Here is an 18344-nt window from a genome sequence, read left to right on the forward strand (position 1 = left end):
CTCGACCAGCGGGCTCGCTGCGGCCGGAGTCCCTGCCGCAGGGCCGCCCACGCGGACGGTGGGCGCCGCCGCGCGGTAGGGCGTCAGCACGGTGCGCGCCGACTCGAGGAGGACGCGCGCCAGGACGTCGCGGTCGGCCGAGCGGAGCGAGGGGTCCATGCCGGCGATCATGAGGCCGCCGCCCGCGACGGCGAGCGCGATGCGCGCCTCCTCCGACGGGTCGGGGCCGATGAGGTGCCGGTTGATGCCGGTCGTCGCCTCGACGAAGGCGGGGTCGCGCCAGAGGAGCTGCACGACGGCCGGGTCGCGCTGGATGGCGGCGGCGAACTCGCGGTGGTCGACCGCGAGCGCGACCAGCCCCTCGAGCGTGACGTCGAACGCGCGCTCGGGAGGCGCCGCATCGGCGTCGCGGACGAGCTCGGCCATGCGCGTGAAGGCGGGCTCGACGACTGCCAGGACGATCTCGTCCTTCGAGGCGAACTGGTGGTAGACGGCCGCCTTGGTGACCCCGAGCTCGTCCGCGATGAGCTGCAGCGAGGTGCCGTTGACGCCGCGCTCGCCGAAGAGGCGCAGTGCCGTCTGCAGGAGGCGCGCCCGCGATTCGCCGCGCTTGCCGACCGGTCGGGCCATCGCTCCTCCTCGTTCGCTGAAGATCCTAGACGCGCATTGTCGAAAGCTAGCCGATCGGCTAGCTTTGCCGCAGATCACCTGGATCACCTGCGAAGAGGAGGAGCGGCGGATGAAGCTCTCGATGGTCACGGCCCCCGGCGAGACGACGACGGTCGAGGTCGACACCCCGACACCCGGACCGGCCGACGTGCTGGTGCGGGTGCGCGCGTGCGGCATCTGCGGCTCCGATGCGCTGTACATCTCCCTCGGCGGGCTGCCGGGCCTCGAGGGGCGCACGCCGCTGGGCCACGAGCCGGCGGGCGAGGTCGTCGCGGTCGGCTCCGGCGTCGAGGGCATCCCCCTCGGCGCCCGCGTCGTGATCAACCCGATGGCGGCGCGCACCGGCATCATCGGCTCCGGCGGCACGACCGGAGGCATGGCCGAGTTCCTCCTGATCGAGGACGCGGTGCTCGGGCGGAGCCTGCAGATCGTGCCCGACCACGTGCCCTTCGAGGTCGCGGCGCTCAACGAGCCGATGGCCGTCGCGCGCCACGCGGTGAACCGCACCGCGCCCGAGCCGGGTGACGCGGTCGTCGTCTTCGGGGCCGGCCCCATCGGCCTGGGCGCGGTGCTCGCCTACCGCGCGCTCGGAGCCGGCCACATCACGGTCGTCGACGTGATCCCGTCCCGCCTCGAGAAGGCGCTGATGGTCGGCGCCGACGCGGTCGTCGACTCCTCCCGCGAGGACGTCGTCGAGCGCCTCATCGCGCTGCAGGGCGAGGCGCCCGCGCGGCGTGGGCAGCGCAAGCCCGCGACCGACGTCTACCTCGACGCCGCGGGGGCCCCGATCGTGGTCCGGACCATCCTCGGCGCCGCCAAGCACGGTGCGACCGTCGGCATCGTGGCGGTGCACAAGACGCCCGTCGAGGTGGACTTCGGCGCGATCCTCGGCTCCGAGCTGACCCTCGTGCTCGCGATGGGATACCCCACCGAGATCTTCGAGGTGACGGAGGATCTGGTCGCGAACTGGGAGAAGTACGCGGTGATCGTCAGCGATGTCGTCGACTTCGCCGAGGTCGACCAGGCCTTCGTCACCGCCTCGACGCCGGGCGCGGCCGACAAGGTCGTCGTCGCCTTCGGCCCCGGCCCGCGATGACGATCAGCGCCCTCGATCCGGTGACCGCGCTGGTCGTCGTCGATCTGCAGCCCGCGACCGCCGCGAATCCGCTGGTCCACCCGATCGGCGACGTCGTCGCGCGCGCGGCCGAGCTGGCCTCGGCCTTCCGCGCGCACGGACTCACCGTCGCCCTGGTCACGGCCGATCTCGGCCGCCCGAACCCGGGGCGCACCGAGGTGGGCCGCGGACGGGCGGTGCCGGTCCTCCCGCCCGAGGCGATCGCTCCGCTGCCCGCTCTCGGCCGCGCCGACGACGACCTCGTGCTCGTGAAGAGCGCCTGGAGCGCCTTCGGCGGCACGGGTCTGCACGAGCTGCTCGCCGCCCGCGGCGTCACCCAGATCGTGCTCGCCGGCCTCACCACGAGCTTCGGCATCGAGTCGACCGCGCGCGCCGCCTACGACCTCGGCTACTCGGTGGTCGTCGCGACCGACGCCGTCACCGACCTGCAGGCCGCCTCGCACGAGGGCAGCGTCAGCCGCGTGCTGCCGGTCCTCGGCGAGACCGGCAGCACGGAGGACGTGCTCGCCCTGCTCCCCACGACCTGACCACCTCCCGCATCCGATCACCACTCACAAGGAGAAGCCCGTGCTCACTTCGAAGAACACCGTCCAGGAATGGCTCGACGACGCGGTCGGCGGCCCGATCCTCCGCGGCATCCTCGCCCAGGGCGGCCAGTCGGCCGACGACCTGAAGCCCGCGGCGGGCCTCAGCCTGCAGACGCTCGTCGAGCTCGGCGGCGGACGCTTCCCCCAGGAGCTCGTCGACACGCTCGTCCGCCAGGCGAACGGCGGCGTGATCCCGGAGGAGGAGGCGGAGGAGTCGGCGTCGGAGTCGTCCCGCTTCGCCGGGCGCACGGTGGTCGTCACCGGCGCGGGCTCGGGCATCGGCCGGGCGACCGCGCGCCGACTCGTCCGCGAGGGCGCGCGGGTGGTCGCGGTCGACGTCGTGCCGAAGGGCATCGACGAGCTGGCGGCCGCGTCTCCCGAGGGCTCGGTCGTGACCGTGACCGCCGACATCACCTCGGCCGACGGAGTCGCGGCGATCGTCGCCGCGGCGGGCGAGCGGATCGACGGCCTCGCGAACATCGCGGGGATCATGGACGGGATGACTCCGCTGCACGAGACGGAGGACGCCCTGTGGCGCCGGGTGTTCTCGGTGAACGTCGACGGCACGTTCGCGCTGAGCCGCGCGGTGCTGCCGGTGATGCTGGCGCAGGGCCGCGGCTCGGTGGTGAACATCGCGTCGGAGGCGTCGCTGCGCGGCAACGCGGCCGGCACGGCCTACACGGCCTCGAAGCACGCGGTGGTGGGCATCACGAAGTCGGCGGCGTTCTTCTACGGTCCCGCCGGAATCCGCACGAACGCCGTCGCCCCCGGCCCGACGGCCACCGCGATCGAGGGGTCGATGGCGGAGTCGGCGCGCGAGCGCCTGACGCCGTTCATGAAGCTGATCCCGCCGGTGGTCTCGGCCGACACGATGGCGGCCTCGATCACCTGGCTGCTCAGCGACGACTCCGCGAACGTGAACGGGATCGTCCTCGCCTCGGACGGCGGCTGGTCGGTGCAGTAGCCCGCGCCCGGGTGTCCGCGTCAGGGACGCGGCGCGCGCAGCTCGCGGCTGATCGCCCGGAGCCCGGTCGCGAGGGCCTCGAGCTCGTCCTCGCTCAGCCGTGACAGCACGTCCTCGCCGAGCTCCGGGCGCGCGGCCATCAGCTCGCGGACGACCGCCCGCCCGAGGGAGGTCGCGTGGATCCGCCGCACGCGGTGGTCGACCGGGTCGCCCGACCGGGTCACGAGCTCGGCGGCCGCGAGCCGGTCGACGAGCTTCGACATCGAGGGCATCGAGACACCGAAGCGGTCGGCGAGTCCGGCGCCGGTCGCCCCCTCCTCCGTCGTCACCACGACGCTGAGCGCCTTGAGCTGCTGGATCGTGAGGTCCGTCGTCAGCAGCGGCTCGAGCACCCGCGGGATGGAGCGGACGGTGATCGCGATCGACAGCGCCTCGATGTCGGCCATCGTTCGAGCGCGGCTGTCGTCGGAGGGCATGCGCTCACCGTAGGTCCCAGCCGACGCCCAGCACAAATGGTTAGCTCGAGGCTAACCTTTTGAGACATCACCCGATCCGGAGCCGTGTCGGCGCGTCAGGCCGGGAGCAGTCGCTCCCCGCCGAAGGCCCGGTCTCCCGCGGTCGATGCGCCGCGCGGCGCGACGAAAGCGAGACACGATGACCGCCGGCACCACCGACACGCTCGACCTCGACGCCGCTCGCGAGAGGTACCGCCGCGAGCGCGACCGCCGCCTGCGCCCCGACGGCGCGACGCAGTACCGCCGCGCCGCGGGGGAGTTCGGCTACTACGCGAAGGACCCGTACACCGAGCGCGTCGAGCGCGAGCCCGTCGCCGACCGCGTCGAGGCTCTCGTGATCGGAGCCGGCTTCGGCGGGCTGCTCACGGCCGCGCGCCTCCGCGAGTCGGGCGTCGAGTCGATCCGCCTGATGGACGAGGCGGGCGACGTCGGCGGCACCTGGTACTGGAACCGCTACCCGGGGGTGCGCTGCGACATCGAGTCGTACGTCTACATGCCGCTGCTCGAAGAGGTCGGCACCATGCCCACCGAGCGCTACGCCCCGGGCGACGAGATCCGCCGGCACGCCGTCGCGATCGCCGAGCACTACGGGCTGTACCGCGACGCACTCTTCCAGACCCGCGCGACCTCGCTCGACTGGGACGAGGAGGCGGACGAGTGGATCGTCGGCACCGACCGCGGCGACCGGTTCCGCGCGCGCTTCGTCGTCACCTCCTCCGGCACGATGACCCAGGCGAAGCTCCCCGGCATCCCCGGGATCGAGACCTTCCGCGGCCACACCTTCCACACCAGCCGCTGGGACTACGGCTACACCGGAGGCTCGGCCGACGGCGGCCTCACGGGTCTCGCCGACAAGCGGGTCGCCGTGGTCGGCACCGGGGCGACCGGCCTCCAGGTCGTGCCGCACGTCGGCGCCGACGCGCGCGAGCTGATCGTCTTCCAGCGCACGCCGTCGACGGTCGACGTCCGCGACAACCGGCCGACCGATCCGGAGTGGGCGGCATCGCTCGAGCCCGGCTGGCAGCGCGAGCGGATGGAGAACTTCCTCGCCGTGCTCGCCGGCGAGCCCGTCGAGGAGAGCCTCGTCGAGGACGGCTGGACCGCGACGACCGCGCTGCAGCGGCAGATCCTCTCCGGCGCGGTCGACGGGACGCTCACTCCCGAGGAGCGCGAGCGGCGCGACGAGCTCGACGACCTCGCGACGATGAACCGCCTCCGTGCCCGGATCGACCAGGTGGTCGACGACCCCGCGACGGCCGAGGCGCTCAAGCCCTGGTACCGCTACATGTGCAAGCGCCCGGGCTTCAGCGACACCTACCTGCCCACCTTCAACCTCCCGGACGTCACCCTCGTCGACACGGCCGATGCCGGCGGGATCACCCGGGTGACCGAGACGAGCGTCGTCGTCGGCGACGCCGAGTACGAGGTCGACTGCCTGATCTTCGCGACCGGTTTCGAGGTCGGCGTCTCGGGCGTCGTGTCGGGCACGCTGCCCGTGACCGGCCGCGACGGCCGCACCCTCCTGGAGGCGTGGGCCCGCGGCCCGCGCACGCTGCACGGCTTCTCGTCGCACGGCTTCCCGAACCTGTTCCACCTCAGCGGCATCCAGAACGCCAACTCGGTCAACTTCGCCCACATCCTGCTCGAGCAGGCCGAGCACATCGCCGCCGTGATCGCCCGCGGCCGCGAGGTCGGCGCGCGCTACCTCGAGCCGTCCGCCGAGGCCGAGGAGGCGTGGGTCCGCACCGTCCACGAGACCGCCGCCGACACGCGGGCGTTCCAGGCCGAGTGCACGCCCGGCTACTACAACGGCGAGGGCACCCGCTCGATCGGAGGAGCCTCCTACAGCCCGGGGCCGATCGCCTTCCACCGCCTCCTGCGCGAGTGGCGCGACGGCGGCATGGGCGACGTGCTGGTCGGCGCCGACGTCGAGGCGGCCCGATGAGGAACGCGCGCCTGCTCGCGGTGCCGGCGGTGCTCGCGCTCGCCGGCTGCACCGCCGCCGCCCCCGACGACGCCGCCCCGGACGGATCGGCGGCGACGGGCGGCGAGATCACGGCCGAGCGAGTGCTGCAGGTCTCCGAGGTCCACGAGGCGACGGGCATGACCCTGCTCGAGGGTCCCGTCTTCGGGCCCGACGGGAGCCTGTACGTCGTCGACGTGGTGGCCCCGCCCGGTGCCGGGAAGGTGCTCCGCGTCGACCTCGAGGACGACAGCGTTGAGACGGTCCACACCGATGACGCCGCCGTCCTGACCTCCGCCCAGTTCGGACCGGCCGACGGGCGCCTGTACGTGACCGACTTCGTCGGCGGCGCGATCCGCAGCATGACCACCGACGGCACCGACGTGCGCGAGGTCTTCTCCGGGCCGGTCGACGGGGTGCCGATGCAGCCGGACGACATCGCGTTCGGACCAGACGGAGCGCTCTACGTCACCGATGCGGCCGGGGCGACCGCGCCGTACTGGGAGGCGAGCGGACGCGTCGTGCGCATCGACCCGGCGACCGCGGAGGCGACCGTGCTCGCCTCCGATCTGCCCTCGCCCAACGGCGTCGGCTTCTCGCCCGACTACGACGCACTCTGGGTGAGCCTCAACACCGGCAACCGCATCGACAGGCTCACGCTCTCACCGGAGGGGACCGAGGTCGCGACCGCGCACCCCGCGATCGTCGCCTCCGCCGGCATCGGGCAGGTCGACTCGATCGCGGTCGACGCCGACGGGCGCCTCTACGTCGGACTGCACAACCGGCCCGAGATCCTCGTCTACGACACTGAGGGCGCGCTCCTCACCACGGTCACGGTCCCGGAGGGAGAGGCGACCGGGCTCGCCTCGGCCACCAACGTCGCGATCGAGCCGGGCGGGACCGACGCCTACGCGACGATCAGCGGTGCGGACGGCGGCTTCGTCTACCGCTTCGAGGCGCTCGGCGAGGGGATCCCGCAGTCGAACGGGGGGTGAGCGCCGCTCCAGCGGTGTCTAGGGTGAGCGCATGAGCTCAGAACCGGCCATGCCCAGCGTGCGCGCGGCCGTGGGCGACCCGCGGATCCTCGTCTTCGGCCGACTCCTCGGCGCCGCGAACGGCTGGGAGCACCTCCTCGCCAGGGCGCTCGAGGAGGAGACGGGGCTCGACCACACGCTGTTCGAGCTGCTCGTCGTGGTCGGTCGGGCGGGCGAGGGCGGCATCGCGGTCCGCGACATCGCGCAGGCGCGGGTGCTCACCTCCGGCGGCGCGACGCGGCTGGTGCAGCGCGGCGTGCAGCGCGGGCTCGTCGAGCGCCGGCCCTCTTCCGACGACGCTCGCGTGCAGCTCGTCGAGCTCACCGAGGAGGGGGAGCGGATGCTGCTGCGGGCCAGTGCGGTCCATGCCGCCAATATCGAGCGGACGATGCTCGCCGTGCTGCCCGCGGAGCACCGGGAGTCGTTCGCGGCCGCCGTCGAGGCGCTCAGCAAGGGCGCGGCGCGGGCGCTCCCCGTCATGCCGTGATCGCGTTCACCGTCGTCGGGAATAGCTGACTGCGCAGCTAAGTTGTCTCGGGTGCACGGCGACCGCCGCCGGCATCCCGAGAAAGCGACCGCTCAGCATGACCCTCTCCTTCGACGTCTTCGATCTCGACTTCCCGGTCGGATCCCCGAACAAGTCCGCCGTCCTCGTGACCGGCCCGACTGAGGCCGTCCTCGTCGATGCCGGCTTCACCCGCGCCGACGGACACCGCCTCGTCGCGGCGATCCTCGACTCCGGCAGGACCCTGACCACCGTGTTCGTCAGCCACGCCGACCCCGACTTCTACTTCGGCCTCGAGGTCGTCGCCGACGCGTTCCCGGAGGCGGCGATCGTCGCCACTCCGATCGTCATCGGGCACATCCACGCCTCGTTCGAGGGCAAGCTCAAGGCGTGGGCCGCGTTCGGCGCGAACCTGCCGACGCGCCTCGTCGAGATCTCGCCGCTCGCCTCCGACACGATCGAGGTCGACGGCGAGGCGCTCGAGCTGCGCGGCGGCTCCGGGATCCTGCCCGACCGCCACTACCTCTGGCACCCCGCGCAGCGCGCGATCCTCGGCGGCGTGCTCGTGTTCCAGCAGGAGCACGTCTGGACCGCCGACACCGCGACCCCCGAGCAGCGCTCGGCCTGGGTCGACCTGCTCGACGAGATGCTCGCCCTCGAGCCCGCCCTCGTCGTCCCGGGCCACCGCCTGCCCGGCACCGCGACCGACGCGAGCGCCCTGCAGTACACCCGCGACTACCTCGTGGAGTTCGAGGACGTGCTCGCCGAGGCGGCGGACGGTGCCGCCGCCACCGCGCTGCTCGCCGCGAAGCATCCCGACGCGGGGATGATGATCGCAGCCCAGATCGGGCCGAAGGTCGCCAAGGGAGAGATGACATGGGGCTGAACGAGAGCACCGCCGAGACCGTGAGCACCGCAGACACCGCGAGCACCGCACCGCGCGACGTCGTCCGCCGCCAGTACCTCGCCTCCGCCGCCGGAGACCTCGACGCGCTGCGGGCCACGATGGCCCCCGACGTCGAGTGGACCGAGATGGCGGGCTTCCCGCTCGCGGGCACCTACCGCACGCCCGAGGGAGTCACCTCGAACGTGATGGAGATCCTGGGCCGCGACTGGGAGGGCTGGGCCGCCCACGACGACCACTACGTCGTCGAGGGCGAGAACGTCGTCGTGCTCGCGCGCTACACCGCGACGCACCGCAGCACCGGCAAGGCGCTCGACGCTCGGGTGGCCCACCACTTCGTGGTGCGCGGCGGGCTCATCGTGCGCTTCGAGCAGTTCGTCGACACGGCGCTGGTCGCCGCGGCGGCCACGGCCGACTGAGGCGCCGGACGACCTCCGGCTCGCGATCCTGCGAGCCGGAGCTCCTCCCGCTCAGGTCACGGCTTGAGCAGGTCGAGACCCAGCAGCGGCCCGCCCGGGAACGCCGTCAGCGGGGCGCCGACGGAGAGGGCGCCGAGGTCGACGGGGAAGAGCCCGAGTCGCGCCTGGAGCGCTGCGATCTCGGTGTTGGCCGAGGCGTCGTCGCCGCTGAGGAAGACGACGGACTGTCCGCCGGCGCGGCGGGGCTCGGCGAGCACCGGCGGCTCGATGTGGTTGAAGGTCTTCACGACGCGGGCGCCCGGAGCGAGCTCGCGGACGAGCTCGCTCGAGGTGCGTCCCTGCGTGTCCGCCGCCTTCAGGCCCATCGCGGCCAGCGGGTTCGCGGGATCCTGCAGCTCGGGCGAGTCGGGAGCGAGGAAGATCACCGCGTTCGATGCGTCGACCAGGATGCGGCCCTCCCAGCTGGAGAGGCGGCCGAGGACGCCCTCGACGGCGACCCAGGGGACGGTGAGGATCACGATGTCGGCCTGCCCGGCCTCCTCGATCGTGACCGGGCGGAGGAACTCCGATTCTGCGGCGAGGTCGGTGAGGGTCTCGGGACCGCGGCTGTTCGCGATCAGGACGGGGAGGCCCTTCGCGGCGAGGGCGCGCGCGATCGCGCCGCCCATCGCTCCGACGCCGAGGACTCCGAGGGATGCTGAGGGCGTTGCGCCCGCGTCGATGCTCATGTCCGGTACAACTGATTGACGCGTCAATTATTCCTAGGAAGCGCGAACCTCATCCGGATCCCGTGACGCCTCCGCATGCACGGCCCGGATCTCCTCCGCGCTGATGTCGGCCCCGAAGAGAGCGCCTCCCGGCTGCAGGAGCCGTCCCTCACGCAGCCCGCCCAGATCGACCGGGTCGAAGCCGAACGCGTCGACCACGGCGGCGACCGCGCGCCGGTCGTCGGGATCGTCGCCCACGATCGCGATGCCCTTGCGACCGGGGGCGCCGGCGGGGCGCGGCTCCTCGTCGAGGTCGTGGTAGCCCATGTGGTTGAACGCCTTGACGACGCGCGAGCGGGGGAGGGACCGGCTGACGATCTCGCTCGTCGTCACCTCGGGGTCGGTCAGGTCGGGGCGCGGGCCGTCGACCTCCCACCAGTAGTTCATCGAGTCGATCACGAGCTTCCCGGCGAGGGCGTCGACCGGGACCGAGCCGAGCTTGCCGAGCGGGAGGGCGAGGATCACGATGTCGGCCTCCGCGGCGGCGTCGGTGGCCGTCACCGCCTCTGCCCCGGGCGCGAGGACATCGACGGTCAGGGCGATGGCGGAGGGGTCGCGGGAGCTGCTGACGAGCACCCTGTACCCCGCGGCGAGTGCCAGGCGGGCGAGGACGGTGCCGACTTTGCCTGCGCCGAGGATGCCGATGGTGGTGGATGTCCGCGTGGTCATGGTCACCACCCTGTCAGCGTCCGAGGATGTCGCGGACCATCGGGATGACCTCTGCTCCGTAGAGCTGGACCGCGCGCATCCGGTCCTTCATCGGGATCGGGCCCGCGGAGTAGATGAGGTCGAAGCGTCCGACGTCGAGGGTCGAGATCGCGGCGGCGATGCGGCGGGCGACCGTCGACGGCGAGCCGACGTACATCGATCCGTGCTCCACCTCCTGGTCGAACTCGGCCCGGGTGACCGGCGGCCAGCCGCGGAGGGCGCCGATGCGGTCGCGGACGATCTTGTAGGGCGGGAAGAAGATCTCGCGGGCCGCCTCGTCGGTGTCGGCGATGAAGCCCGGCGAGTGCATGCCGATGGGGTGCGCGGTGGTGCCGAACTGCTCGGCGGCGCGCCGGTACAGGTCGGTGTAGGGCGCGAAGCGCTCGGGGCTGCCGCCGATGATCGCGAGCATCAGCGGGAAGCCGTACTTGGCGGTGCGCACGACCGACTGCGGCGAGCCGCCGACGCCGACCCAGGTCGACAGGTTGCCCGACTCGGTCTTGGGGAAGACGTCCGCGTCATGGAGTGCGGGCCTCGTTGTCCCGCTCCAGGTGACGGGCTTCTCGGTGAGCAGCTCGGCGAAGAGGTCGATCTTCTCCTCGAAGAGCGTGTCGTAGTCCTTCAGGTCGTAGCCGAAGAGGGGGAACGACTCGGTGAAGGAGCCGCGGCCGAGGATCACCTCGGCCCGGCCGTTCGAGAGCGCGTCGAGGGTCGCGAAGCGCTGGAACACCCGCACCGGGTCGTCCGAGCTGAGCACCGTGACTCCGGAGGCGAGGCGGATGCGCTCGGTCGCGGTCGCGATCCCGGCGAGGACGGTCTCGGGCGACGAGATCGCGTACTCGGGCCGGTGGTGCTCGCCGACGGCGAAGACGTCGACGCCGAGCTCGTCGGCGAGGACGGCCTCGACGACGACCTGGCGGATCGCCTCGGGATGGGTGGCGAGGACGCCGGGGGACTTCTCGGGGATGTCGCCGAAGGTGTCGAGTCCGAATTCGAGATCAGGCATGGCGGGGCTCTTCCCGGGGAGGTCGTGGGCCTCTCGGCCGGCCGTTCTCCTACAGTTGACGTGTCACCTCGGAACCGAGGTACTTGACATGTCAAACAGAGGACCGGCGATGGCTATTCCCGACGACCGGCGCCGCCGACGCTCTCCCACGCCGAGCGAGCTCGCCGCGTGGCGCCTGTTCATCGAGACGTCCGAGCGCGTGCGCGGAGTCGTCGCCTCGCGGCTCCAGGAGGACTCCGGGCTCTCGCAGGGCGACTACGCGGTCCTCCTCGCCCTGACCGAGCACCCCGAGCACCGCCTCCGCTCGTCGCAGCTCGCCGAGGACATCGGCTGGGAGCGCAGCCGGCTCTCGCACCACCTAGGACGGATGGAGCGGCGCGGTCTCCTCACCCGCGAGCAGGCCTCCGATGACAGCCGCGGGGCCGAGGTCGTGCTCGCCGCGCCGGGTGCCGAGGCGTTCCGCTCCGCGACGGCGCCGCACTTCCGAGCGGTCCAGGAGACCTTCGTCGCGGGGCTCTCCTCCGATCAGCTCGCCGCGGTGCAGGAGGCGATGCTCGCGCTCCGGGCGCACCTCGCCTCGCGGGACTGACCGGTACCGGTGGCGCGGGTCGGCGCGGTCGTACAGTGAGCGCACGGAGCAGCGACACCGGGAGGACCGCATGAGCGACGAGCAGCACGTCACCGTCGAGGAGGACCGCGACCGGTCGCGGTTCGAGGTGCTCCTCGACGGGGAGCGGGCCGGAGTGGCCGCCTACGAGCAGCGCGGCCGAGTGCGCACCTTCACCCACACGGTCGTCTTCCCGGAGTTCGGGGGCCACGGCCTGGGCAGTGCGCTCGCGGCGGCGGTGCTCGCCGACGCCCGCGCCCAGGGCTACGAGGTGGTCCCGCAGTGCCCGTTCATCGCGGCCTACATCGGCGATCACCGCGAGTGGCTCGACATCGTCGATCCCGCGTCCCGCGAGCGGCTGACGTCGTGACCGGGGCGTCCGCCGGCCCGACGCGCTAGTCAGCCGCGCAGCCGCTCCAGCTCGGCCCTCAGCACGCCGACCGCCCACTCGCCCTCGCCCTCGCGCAGGAGCAGGTGCACGGCGAGTCCGTCGACGAGCGCGTGCAGGCGGCGCGCGGAGTCGAGCAGCTCGGCATCCGGGTGTCGCCCCGCCACGGAGGCGCAGAGCAGCACGCACATCTCGGCCAGCCCCCGGTGCGCCTCGTCGCGGATCCCGCGCAGCTCGGGCAGGGCCGGCGTCTCGGCGATCAGCGCGATGTTCACCTCGAGCTCGGCGCGGCTGTCGGGTTCGAGCGGCAGCAGGTGGCGCAGCATCGCCACCGCGTCGGCGAGCGCGTCGCCCGTGCGCGCAGTGGCGAGGATCCGCTCGGTCGCGCGCGTCACCATCAGCTCGGCCGAGAAGGCGACGAGCTCGGTGCGGGTGGGGAACACGTGCCGGAGCGAGCCGACGACGACGCCCGCCTCCTCCGCGACGGTGCGGACCGAGACGGCGCCGATGCCGCGCTCGCGCACCACGCGCCAGACCGCCTCGGCCAGCTGGGCCTTGCGGGCATCGCGGTCGAGGGGCACTCCGCGAGATTAGCACGAGCGTGCTAGCGTTCGATCTCGATTAGCACAGTCGTGCTGATCGACCGGAGCAACGGGGGAACCATGATCCTGGCCATCGTCATCGCGTGCGAGATCGGATTCTGGGTGGTCATCGCCCTGGGCCTGATCGCGCGCTACGCCCTCCGCTGGAAGCGCACCGGAGCCGTGCTGCTCGCGCTGACCCCCGTGGTCGACGTCGTCCTGCTCGTCGCGACCGCGATCGATCTGCACAACGGAGCGACGGCCTCCCTCGCGCACTCGCTCTCGGCCGTCTACCTCGGCTTCTCGATCGCCTACGGCCACGCGCTCGTCCGCGCCGCCGACCTGCGCTTCGCCCACCGCTTCGCCGGGGGCCCGGCCCCGCAGAAGCTCTCCGGCTCCGCCCACGCGCGCTCGTGCTGGAAGGACCTCGCGCGCACGACCCTCGCCGCGGCGATCGCGGCCGGGGTCGTCCTCCTGCTCGGCGCGATCGCCGGAGACCCCGCGCGGACCGGGGCGCTCGAGGGCGTCTTCCCGATCCTGCTCCTCGTCGTGGCGATCGAGGTCGTCACGGCCGTCGGCTACTCGATCTGGCCACGGCCGGCGCCGGTGGAGTCCCGCGCGGAGCGAGCCGTCGCATGAGCGTCGCCGTCGGTGTCGTTCGCAGGACGGTGCCGCGCGGTGCCGCGCTCCTCCGGGCGGTCGTCGCGTGGCTGATCCTCGGGGCCGGGCTCGGAGCCACGATCGGTGCGGCGGACGCCCTCGACCAGGCGCTCGGACTGCCCCTCCTCGCCGTCGTGCTCGTGCAGGCGGTGCTGATGTCGGCCCTCGTGGTCCCCGCGATCGCGCTGCTGCGCCGCCGGGTCGACCGGCGCGATCTGAGGGGGCTGGGTCTGACCCGGCGGGCGCTGCGTCCGCTCTCCGTGGGCGTCGCCGTCGGCGCGGGCTCGGGCCTCGCGGTCTGGCTGCCCGCGGCGCTGGCCGGCTGGATCCGCGTCGAGGCCGTCGATCCGGTCGCCTTCGCGGGGTTCCTGCTGCTGAACGGCGTCGTCATCGTCCTCTACGAGGCCCTGCCCGAGGAGCTCGCGCTGCGCGGGTACGCGTGGACGAACCTCCGCGATGGGTGGGGCCCGGCCGTCGCGACCGTCGTGACCACCGCGCTGTTCCCGTTCCTCGGTCTCGTCATCGGCCCGGTGCGGTGGGCCGTGACGACGGTGCTCGGCGGGGCGGGCGAGGAGCCGGCGGTGTTCCCGGCGGGGAACGACCCGGTCGTCTACGTGCTGCAGCTCGTGCTGTTCGGGCTGGCGCTCGTCGCCGCGCGCCGGCTGCCGATCGAGGGGGCCCTCCTGGTCGCGATCGCGTTCCACGCCACCCAGCTCACCGTCACGCGCACCCTGTTGGGCGGGATGACGTGGGCGCCGTCGGGCTGGAGGGTCGAGTTCGTCGAGCCGGACGCCATCGCCCTCGTCCTGCTGCACATCCTGGTGGCGGGCGCGGTGCTCGTCGGGATGCGGTGGGCGCGGGAACGCGCCGGCAGGCGACGGCTCAGGACCCGAGACCGACCTTGACCAGTGCCACGGCGATCCCGACGAGCGCGAGCACGATCCCCGCCACGAAGGTGCGGAAGGACGGGCGCTCGCCGCGGATCCGCGCCACGATCGGGCCGATCAGGGCGAGGCGGATCACGAGGTAGGTCAGCGCGATGATCTCTGCCGTCGAGCCGGGGACGGCCGTCAGCCAGGCGAGCCCCAGGACGGCGGCGGGGAGGATCCCCGAAGTGAGCACGGGGAGGGAGTCGCGGAGCTCGGCGCGGAGGACCGCCGCGGAGAGCCGCTCGTCGGTCCGCGCCCGACGGCCGATCGACTCGGCGAAGGTGTGCGCGAGGAAGGTCGAGAACGCGGTGGCGAGCACATACCAGAAGCCCTGCCCGTTCTCGGCGGCCACCGTGGTCAGCGGTGCGATGGTGGCGAGCGTCACGATGTTGCCGTAGACGTAGGCCGTGATGCGGCTGGAGGCGTCCTCGCGGGACAGCCTCGGCCGGGACGGCTCGGGGGCACCGGTCATGCGGTTCACCCTAGGGCTCCGCATCACACCGAGGGCTCGAGATACCGCGAGAGGACGCGCGCGGCGTCGCGTCCGGCGCGGTTCGCGCCGACGGTCGACTGCGAGGGGCCGAAGCCGATCAGGTGCACGCGCGGGTCGGCGTCGACCCGGGTCCCGGTCATCGTGATGCCGCCGCGATCGTTGCGCAGGGCGAGCGGATCGAGGTGCGCGAGATCGCCGCGGAAGCCGGTGGCCCAGAGGATGTCGTCGACCGGCGTGAGCGTCCCGTCGGCCTCGCGCACGCCGTCCGGCTCGATCGCGGTGAACATCGGCCGGCGCACGAGCGCGCCCCGCTCGCGGGCGGCGACCGCGTACGGGGTCCAGGCGAGTCCGGTGTACGAGACGACGCTCCCGGCCGGGTTCCCCGCCTCGACGTCGGCGGTGACGCGCGCGATGATGTCGCGGCCCTCGGTCTCGGGAGTGAAGGCGCCGGGCAGCCAGACCGGCTCGCGGCGGGTGTACCAGAACGTGGTCGCGCCGCGCGAGATCTCCTCGAGCTGCTGTACCGCCGAGATGCCGCCACCGACGACGGCCACGCGCCGGCCGGCGAAGTCCTCGGCGCGGACGTAGTCGCGGGTGTGCAGCGACCGCCCGCGGAACGTCTCCTGCCCGGGGTGATGGGGGAGCAGCGGGTTGTTCCAGGTGCCGGTGGCGTTGATCACGGCGCGGGTGGCCCAGTCGCCCGCGTCGGTCCGGACGACGAGGTCGCCCTCCGGATCGTCGTCGACGGCCTCGACGCTCCGCGCGGTCACGGGGCGGAGGATCGGCAGCTGCTCGGCGCGCTCGAAGTCGGCGAAGTACCTCGGCACCGCGGCGCGCGACGGCTCTGCGGGATCGACGGGTGGGACCGGGAAGCCGGGCAGGTCGAAGATGCCGTTCACCGTCGCCATCCGCAGCGACTCCCAGCGGTGCTGCCACGCGCCTCCGGGGGCGGGATTCGCGTCGAGCATCACGAAGGTCCGGGCGCCGGAGGGATCGGCGAGGGCGCTCGAGAATCCGCGGCGCGCGAGGTGGTGGCCGGCCGAGAGCCCCGCCTGGCCGACGCCGATCACCACGACGGTCGCCGCGCGCACGTCGGTGCCGCTCGCGTCGTCCATCGCTCCAGCTTAGGACGTGGATACAGCGATCGCTGTACTATCGGAGTCGTGCCAGCCGCCCTGCCCGTCACCGCGACCCTCACCCACACCGCCGCGCTCGCCCGCCTCGGCTCGGCGCTGTCCGACCAGACCCGCGCGAGCATCCTGCTGATGCTGCGTGAGGCGCCGGCGTTCCCCTCCGACCTCGCCGACGCGCTCGACGTCTCGCGCCAGGTGATGTCGAACCACCTCGCCTGCCTCCGCGGCTGCGGCCTGGTCGCCGCGATCCCGGAGGGGCGGCGCACCTGGTACCGCCTCGCCGACCCGCACCTCGCGCCCGCGCTCGACGACCTGCTGCGGGTGGTGCTGTACGTCGACCCCGACTGCTGCGAGGGCGAGGGGTGCAGCTGCTCATGACGACGCTCACCGCGGACCGCCGCACGCTCCTCCGGCGCCGGGTGCGCCTCCTGGTCGCCGCCACCATCGGCTACAACCTCGTCGAGGCGATCGTCGCGCTGAGCGCCGGCGCCGCGGCGTCCTCGACGGCGCTGATCGGCTTCGGGCTCGACTCCGGCATCGAGGTGCTGTCGGCCGCCGCGGTCGCCTGGCAGTTCACGCGTCGCGATCCCGAGCGCTACGAGAAGGGCACGCTGCGCGTGATCGCGGTGGCCTTCTTCGCGCTCGCCGCCTACGTCGCGTTCTCGTCCGTGCTGGCGCTCGCCGGCGCCCGGGAGGCGGAGCACAGCCCGCTCGGGCTCGTCATCACAGCGCTGAGCGTGATCGTGATGCCGTTCCTCTCGTTCGCCGAGCGCCGCACCGGCCGCGAGCTCGGGTCGGCCAGCGTCGTGGCCGACTCGAAGCAGACCCTGGTCTGCACGTGGCTGTCGGCCGCGGTGCTGATCGGGCTGGTGCTCGACGGCCTGCTCGGCTGGTGGTGGGCGGATCCGGTCGCCGGGCTCGTGATCGTCGTCTTCGCGCTGCGCGAGGGCGTGGAGGCGTGGCGCGGCGACGCGTGCGCCACCTCCGTCGGCATGGTGCTCGAGGACGACTGAGGCTCTCGTCAGTGCGAGTGCAGGACCGCCCAGGCGAAGAGCGAGTCGAGACGACGCACATCGGCGCCGCGGCCGAGCTTGATCTTGATGTGGCCCGCGCGGGTCCAGAGCTCGACCTCGGAGTTGATGTCGAACGTGCCCGCGTTCTCGGTCGACCACATGTTGATCGAGCTGTAGGGCAGCGAGTAGATCTCGACCTTCTTGCCGGTGATGCCCTGCGCGTCGCGGACGATCAGCCGCTTCGTAGTGAACGTCGCCGAGTCGCGCAGGGTGCGGAAGGCGGCGACCGCCGTCTCGCCCTCGACGAGCAGCGCTCCGACGTCATCGGGGACGGCGATCTCTTGGGCGAGGGTCCAGGTGAGCAGCGGTGCGATGTCCATCCGGCCACTCTGGCTGCTCGAGCGCCGGAGCGCACTCCCGAGGGCTGATTCCACCCAGCGACTCCCCACTGGCGTGCGCGATCCTCGGAGGATGACTCCCGCCGTGCCCGACGCCCTCGTCCCGCTCGCGCTGCGGCTGATCCGGGCCGACCGCACCTTCGTCACGGCCGACGGTGCTCGCCGGCGCATCCGCGAGAACGCGCTGCGGCCGGCGCCGTACGGTCCCCCGCCACGCCTGCGACCCGGAGTGCGGGTCGACGTGGAGCAGGTCGGCGGCTGGCCGGTCTACTCGATCCGGCCGCAGCGCATCCTCGGCGGAGTCGTCTACGCGCACGGCGGCGGCTGGGTCAACGAGATCGCGCCGCAGCACTGGTGGCTCGCCGCGCGGATCGCGGACAAGGCGTCAGTGGCGGTGACCCTCCCGATCTACCCGCTCGTGCCGTTCGGCACCGCGCTGGAGGCGCGCGACGGCGTGCTCGCGCTCGTGCGGCGCAGTCTCGAGCGCCACGGACCGACCGCGCTGGCCGGTGACTCGGCCGGCGGGCAGATCGCCCTCTCGACGGCGCTCGCCCTCCGCGACCACGGCGTGACCCTCCCGCAGACCCTGCTGATCTCGCCCGCGCTGGATCTCACCTGGAGCAACCCGCGCATCCCGCTCGTCCAGCCGACGGACCCGTGGCTGGCGACTCCCGGTGGCCGGGTGCTCGCCGACCGCTGGCGCGGCTCCCTCGAGCTCGTCGATCCGGTGGTGAGCCCGCTCTTCGGCGACCTCACCGGGCTCGGGCCTCTGACGGTCTTCACCGGCACCCGCGACGTGCTGAACCCCGATGCGCACGTGCTCGCGTCGAAGGCTGAGGCCGCGGGAGTGCCGCTCACGCTGCACGAGGCCGTCGGCCAGGTGCACGTGTATCCGCTGGTGCCGACTCGCGCCGGCCGCGCGGCGCAGTGCGACATCGTCGCGGCCCTGCGGCCGCACTGAGAGTC

24 protein-coding genes are annotated in these 18344 nt (G+C 73.0%); 15 read left to right on the forward strand and 9 right to left on the reverse strand.

Going from position 1 to position 18344, the window contains the following annotated elements; all coding sequences use genetic code 11:
* The coding region (locus tag GRS92_RS15855; RefSeq protein WP_159858192.1) for a TetR/AcrR family transcriptional regulator at nucleotides 1–630 on the reverse strand (630 nt) is incomplete at its 3' end.
* Nucleotides 631–739: 109 nt separating this feature from the next.
* Between GRS92_RS15855 and GRS92_RS15860 the strand changes: the two genes are divergently transcribed.
* The 3 genes from GRS92_RS15860 to GRS92_RS15870 are packed head-to-tail and all read left to right on the forward strand — an operon-like array spanning nucleotide 740 to nucleotide 3355.
* Complete coding sequence (locus GRS92_RS15860; protein WP_159858194.1) at nucleotides 740–1765, forward strand: zinc-dependent alcohol dehydrogenase; 1026 nt, start codon at nucleotides 740–742, stop codon at nucleotides 1763–1765.
* A complete protein-coding gene (locus tag GRS92_RS15865; RefSeq protein WP_159858196.1) occupies nucleotides 1762–2331 on the forward strand; it encodes a cysteine hydrolase in 570 nt (189 codons plus the stop codon). The genes GRS92_RS15860 and GRS92_RS15865 overlap by 4 nt, the downstream gene beginning before the upstream one ends.
* 40 nt (nucleotides 2332–2371) lie before the next feature.
* A complete protein-coding gene (locus tag GRS92_RS15870) occupies nucleotides 2372–3355 on the forward strand; it encodes an SDR family NAD(P)-dependent oxidoreductase (protein WP_204162036.1) in 984 nt (327 codons plus the stop codon).
* A 20-nt stretch (nucleotides 3356–3375) separates the two neighbouring features.
* On the opposite strand, the gene GRS92_RS15875 is transcribed toward GRS92_RS15870, so the two are convergent.
* Nucleotides 3376–3831 (reverse strand): MarR family winged helix-turn-helix transcriptional regulator, encoded by a 456-nt coding sequence (locus GRS92_RS15875; RefSeq protein ID WP_159858198.1) that lies wholly within the window; start codon nucleotides 3829–3831, stop codon nucleotides 3376–3378.
* Nucleotides 3832–4009: 178 nt separating this feature from the next.
* Here GRS92_RS15875 and GRS92_RS15880 point away from each other — a divergent pair, with 178 nt between their 5' ends.
* From GRS92_RS15880 to GRS92_RS15900, 5 genes are all read left to right on the forward strand, one after another.
* The gene (locus tag GRS92_RS15880) at nucleotides 4010–5815 is read left to right on the forward strand and encodes a flavin-containing monooxygenase (RefSeq protein ID WP_159858200.1); all 1806 of its coding nucleotides are present in this window, start codon (nucleotides 4010–4012) and stop codon (nucleotides 5813–5815) included.
* The gene (locus GRS92_RS15885; RefSeq protein WP_159858202.1) at nucleotides 5812–6828 is read left to right on the forward strand and encodes an SMP-30/gluconolactonase/LRE family protein; all 1017 of its coding nucleotides are present in this window, start codon (nucleotides 5812–5814) and stop codon (nucleotides 6826–6828) included. Before GRS92_RS15880 ends, GRS92_RS15885 begins: the two co-directional genes overlap by 4 nt.
* 31 nt (nucleotides 6829–6859) lie before the next feature.
* On the forward strand, nucleotides 6860–7354 hold the full coding sequence (locus GRS92_RS15890) for a MarR family winged helix-turn-helix transcriptional regulator (protein ID WP_159858204.1): 495 nt from the start codon (nucleotides 6860–6862) through the stop codon (nucleotides 7352–7354).
* A 97-nt stretch (nucleotides 7355–7451) separates the two neighbouring features.
* Entirely contained in the window at nucleotides 7452–8258 is an 807-nt protein-coding gene (locus tag GRS92_RS15895; protein ID WP_159858206.1) for an MBL fold metallo-hydrolase, read from the forward strand.
* Nucleotides 8249–8695, forward strand: a complete 447-nt coding sequence (locus tag GRS92_RS15900) for a nuclear transport factor 2 family protein (protein WP_159858208.1) — start codon at nucleotides 8249–8251, stop codon at nucleotides 8693–8695. The genes GRS92_RS15895 and GRS92_RS15900 overlap by 10 nt, the downstream gene beginning before the upstream one ends.
* 56 nt (nucleotides 8696–8751) lie before the next feature.
* Here the strand turns inward: GRS92_RS15900 and GRS92_RS15905 are convergent, their stop codons facing one another.
* Genes GRS92_RS15905 through GRS92_RS15915 form a run of 3 tightly spaced genes read right to left on the reverse strand, consistent with a single transcriptional unit; the run spans nucleotide 8752 to nucleotide 11176 of the window.
* The gene (locus tag GRS92_RS15905; protein WP_159858210.1) at nucleotides 8752–9423 is read right to left on the reverse strand and encodes an NADPH-dependent F420 reductase; all 672 of its coding nucleotides are present in this window, start codon (nucleotides 9421–9423) and stop codon (nucleotides 8752–8754) included.
* A 33-nt stretch (nucleotides 9424–9456) separates the two neighbouring features.
* Complete coding sequence (locus tag GRS92_RS15910; protein ID WP_235022081.1) at nucleotides 9457–10137, reverse strand: NAD(P)-binding domain-containing protein; 681 nt, start codon at nucleotides 10135–10137, stop codon at nucleotides 9457–9459.
* A 7-nt stretch (nucleotides 10138–10144) separates the two neighbouring features.
* Nucleotides 10145–11176, reverse strand: coding sequence for an LLM class flavin-dependent oxidoreductase (locus GRS92_RS15915; RefSeq protein WP_159858214.1), 1032 nt, complete (start codon nucleotides 11174–11176; stop codon nucleotides 10145–10147).
* A 109-nt stretch (nucleotides 11177–11285) separates the two neighbouring features.
* On the opposite strand from GRS92_RS15915, the gene GRS92_RS15920 reads away from it, so the two are divergent.
* The gene (locus GRS92_RS15920) at nucleotides 11286–11765 is read left to right on the forward strand and encodes a MarR family winged helix-turn-helix transcriptional regulator (RefSeq protein WP_159858216.1); all 480 of its coding nucleotides are present in this window, start codon (nucleotides 11286–11288) and stop codon (nucleotides 11763–11765) included.
* 70 nt (nucleotides 11766–11835) lie between these two features.
* The gene (locus GRS92_RS15925) at nucleotides 11836–12153 is read left to right on the forward strand and encodes a GNAT family N-acetyltransferase (RefSeq protein WP_159858218.1); all 318 of its coding nucleotides are present in this window, start codon (nucleotides 11836–11838) and stop codon (nucleotides 12151–12153) included.
* Nucleotides 12154–12182: 29 nt separating this feature from the next.
* Here the strand turns inward: GRS92_RS15925 and GRS92_RS15930 are convergent, their stop codons facing one another.
* The gene (locus GRS92_RS15930; protein WP_159858220.1) at nucleotides 12183–12752 is read right to left on the reverse strand and encodes a TetR/AcrR family transcriptional regulator; all 570 of its coding nucleotides are present in this window, start codon (nucleotides 12750–12752) and stop codon (nucleotides 12183–12185) included.
* Nucleotides 12753–12833: 81 nt separating this feature from the next.
* Between GRS92_RS15930 and GRS92_RS15935 the strand changes: the two genes are divergently transcribed.
* Both GRS92_RS15935 and GRS92_RS15940 read left to right on the forward strand, forming a co-directional pair.
* Nucleotides 12834–13391: a hypothetical protein gene (locus GRS92_RS15935; protein ID WP_159858222.1), complete on the forward strand. Its 558-nt coding sequence runs from the start codon at nucleotides 12834–12836 to the stop codon at nucleotides 13389–13391.
* Complete coding sequence (locus GRS92_RS15940; protein ID WP_159858224.1) at nucleotides 13388–14317, forward strand: CPBP family glutamic-type intramembrane protease; 930 nt, start codon at nucleotides 13388–13390, stop codon at nucleotides 14315–14317. Before GRS92_RS15935 ends, GRS92_RS15940 begins: the two co-directional genes overlap by 4 nt.
* Here GRS92_RS15940 and GRS92_RS15945 read toward each other — a convergent pair.
* Both GRS92_RS15945 and GRS92_RS15950 read right to left on the reverse strand, forming a co-directional pair.
* Complete coding sequence (locus tag GRS92_RS15945) at nucleotides 14295–14813, reverse strand: hypothetical protein (RefSeq protein ID WP_159858226.1); 519 nt, start codon at nucleotides 14811–14813, stop codon at nucleotides 14295–14297. The two genes, GRS92_RS15940 and GRS92_RS15945, sit on opposite strands and share 23 nt — an antisense overlap.
* A gap of 23 nt (nucleotides 14814–14836) precedes the next feature.
* Complete coding sequence (locus GRS92_RS15950) at nucleotides 14837–15949, reverse strand: flavin-containing monooxygenase (protein ID WP_159858228.1); 1113 nt, start codon at nucleotides 15947–15949, stop codon at nucleotides 14837–14839.
* 48 nt (nucleotides 15950–15997) lie between these two features.
* On the opposite strand from GRS92_RS15950, the gene GRS92_RS15955 reads away from it, so the two are divergent.
* The gene (locus GRS92_RS15955; RefSeq protein WP_235022077.1) at nucleotides 15998–16345 is read left to right on the forward strand and encodes an ArsR/SmtB family transcription factor; all 348 of its coding nucleotides are present in this window, start codon (nucleotides 15998–16000) and stop codon (nucleotides 16343–16345) included.
* Entirely contained in the window at nucleotides 16342–16980 is a 639-nt protein-coding gene (locus GRS92_RS15960; protein WP_159858230.1) for a cation diffusion facilitator family transporter, read from the forward strand. The genes GRS92_RS15955 and GRS92_RS15960 overlap by 4 nt, the downstream gene beginning before the upstream one ends.
* Before the next feature lie 8 nt (nucleotides 16981–16988).
* On the opposite strand, the gene GRS92_RS15965 is transcribed toward GRS92_RS15960, so the two are convergent.
* On the reverse strand, nucleotides 16989–17360 hold the full coding sequence (locus GRS92_RS15965) for a PH domain-containing protein (protein WP_159858232.1): 372 nt from the start codon (nucleotides 17358–17360) through the stop codon (nucleotides 16989–16991).
* Nucleotides 17361–17451: 91 nt separating this feature from the next.
* Here GRS92_RS15965 and GRS92_RS15970 point away from each other — a divergent pair, with 91 nt between their 5' ends.
* A complete protein-coding gene (locus GRS92_RS15970; protein WP_159858234.1) occupies nucleotides 17452–18339 on the forward strand; it encodes an alpha/beta hydrolase fold domain-containing protein in 888 nt (295 codons plus the stop codon).
* Nucleotides 18340–18344: the final 5 nt, after the last annotated feature.

The organism is Rathayibacter sp. VKM Ac-2754 (assembly GCF_009807095.1).
In the GTDB taxonomy this organism is placed as follows: domain Bacteria; phylum Actinomycetota; class Actinomycetes; order Actinomycetales; family Microbacteriaceae; genus Rathayibacter.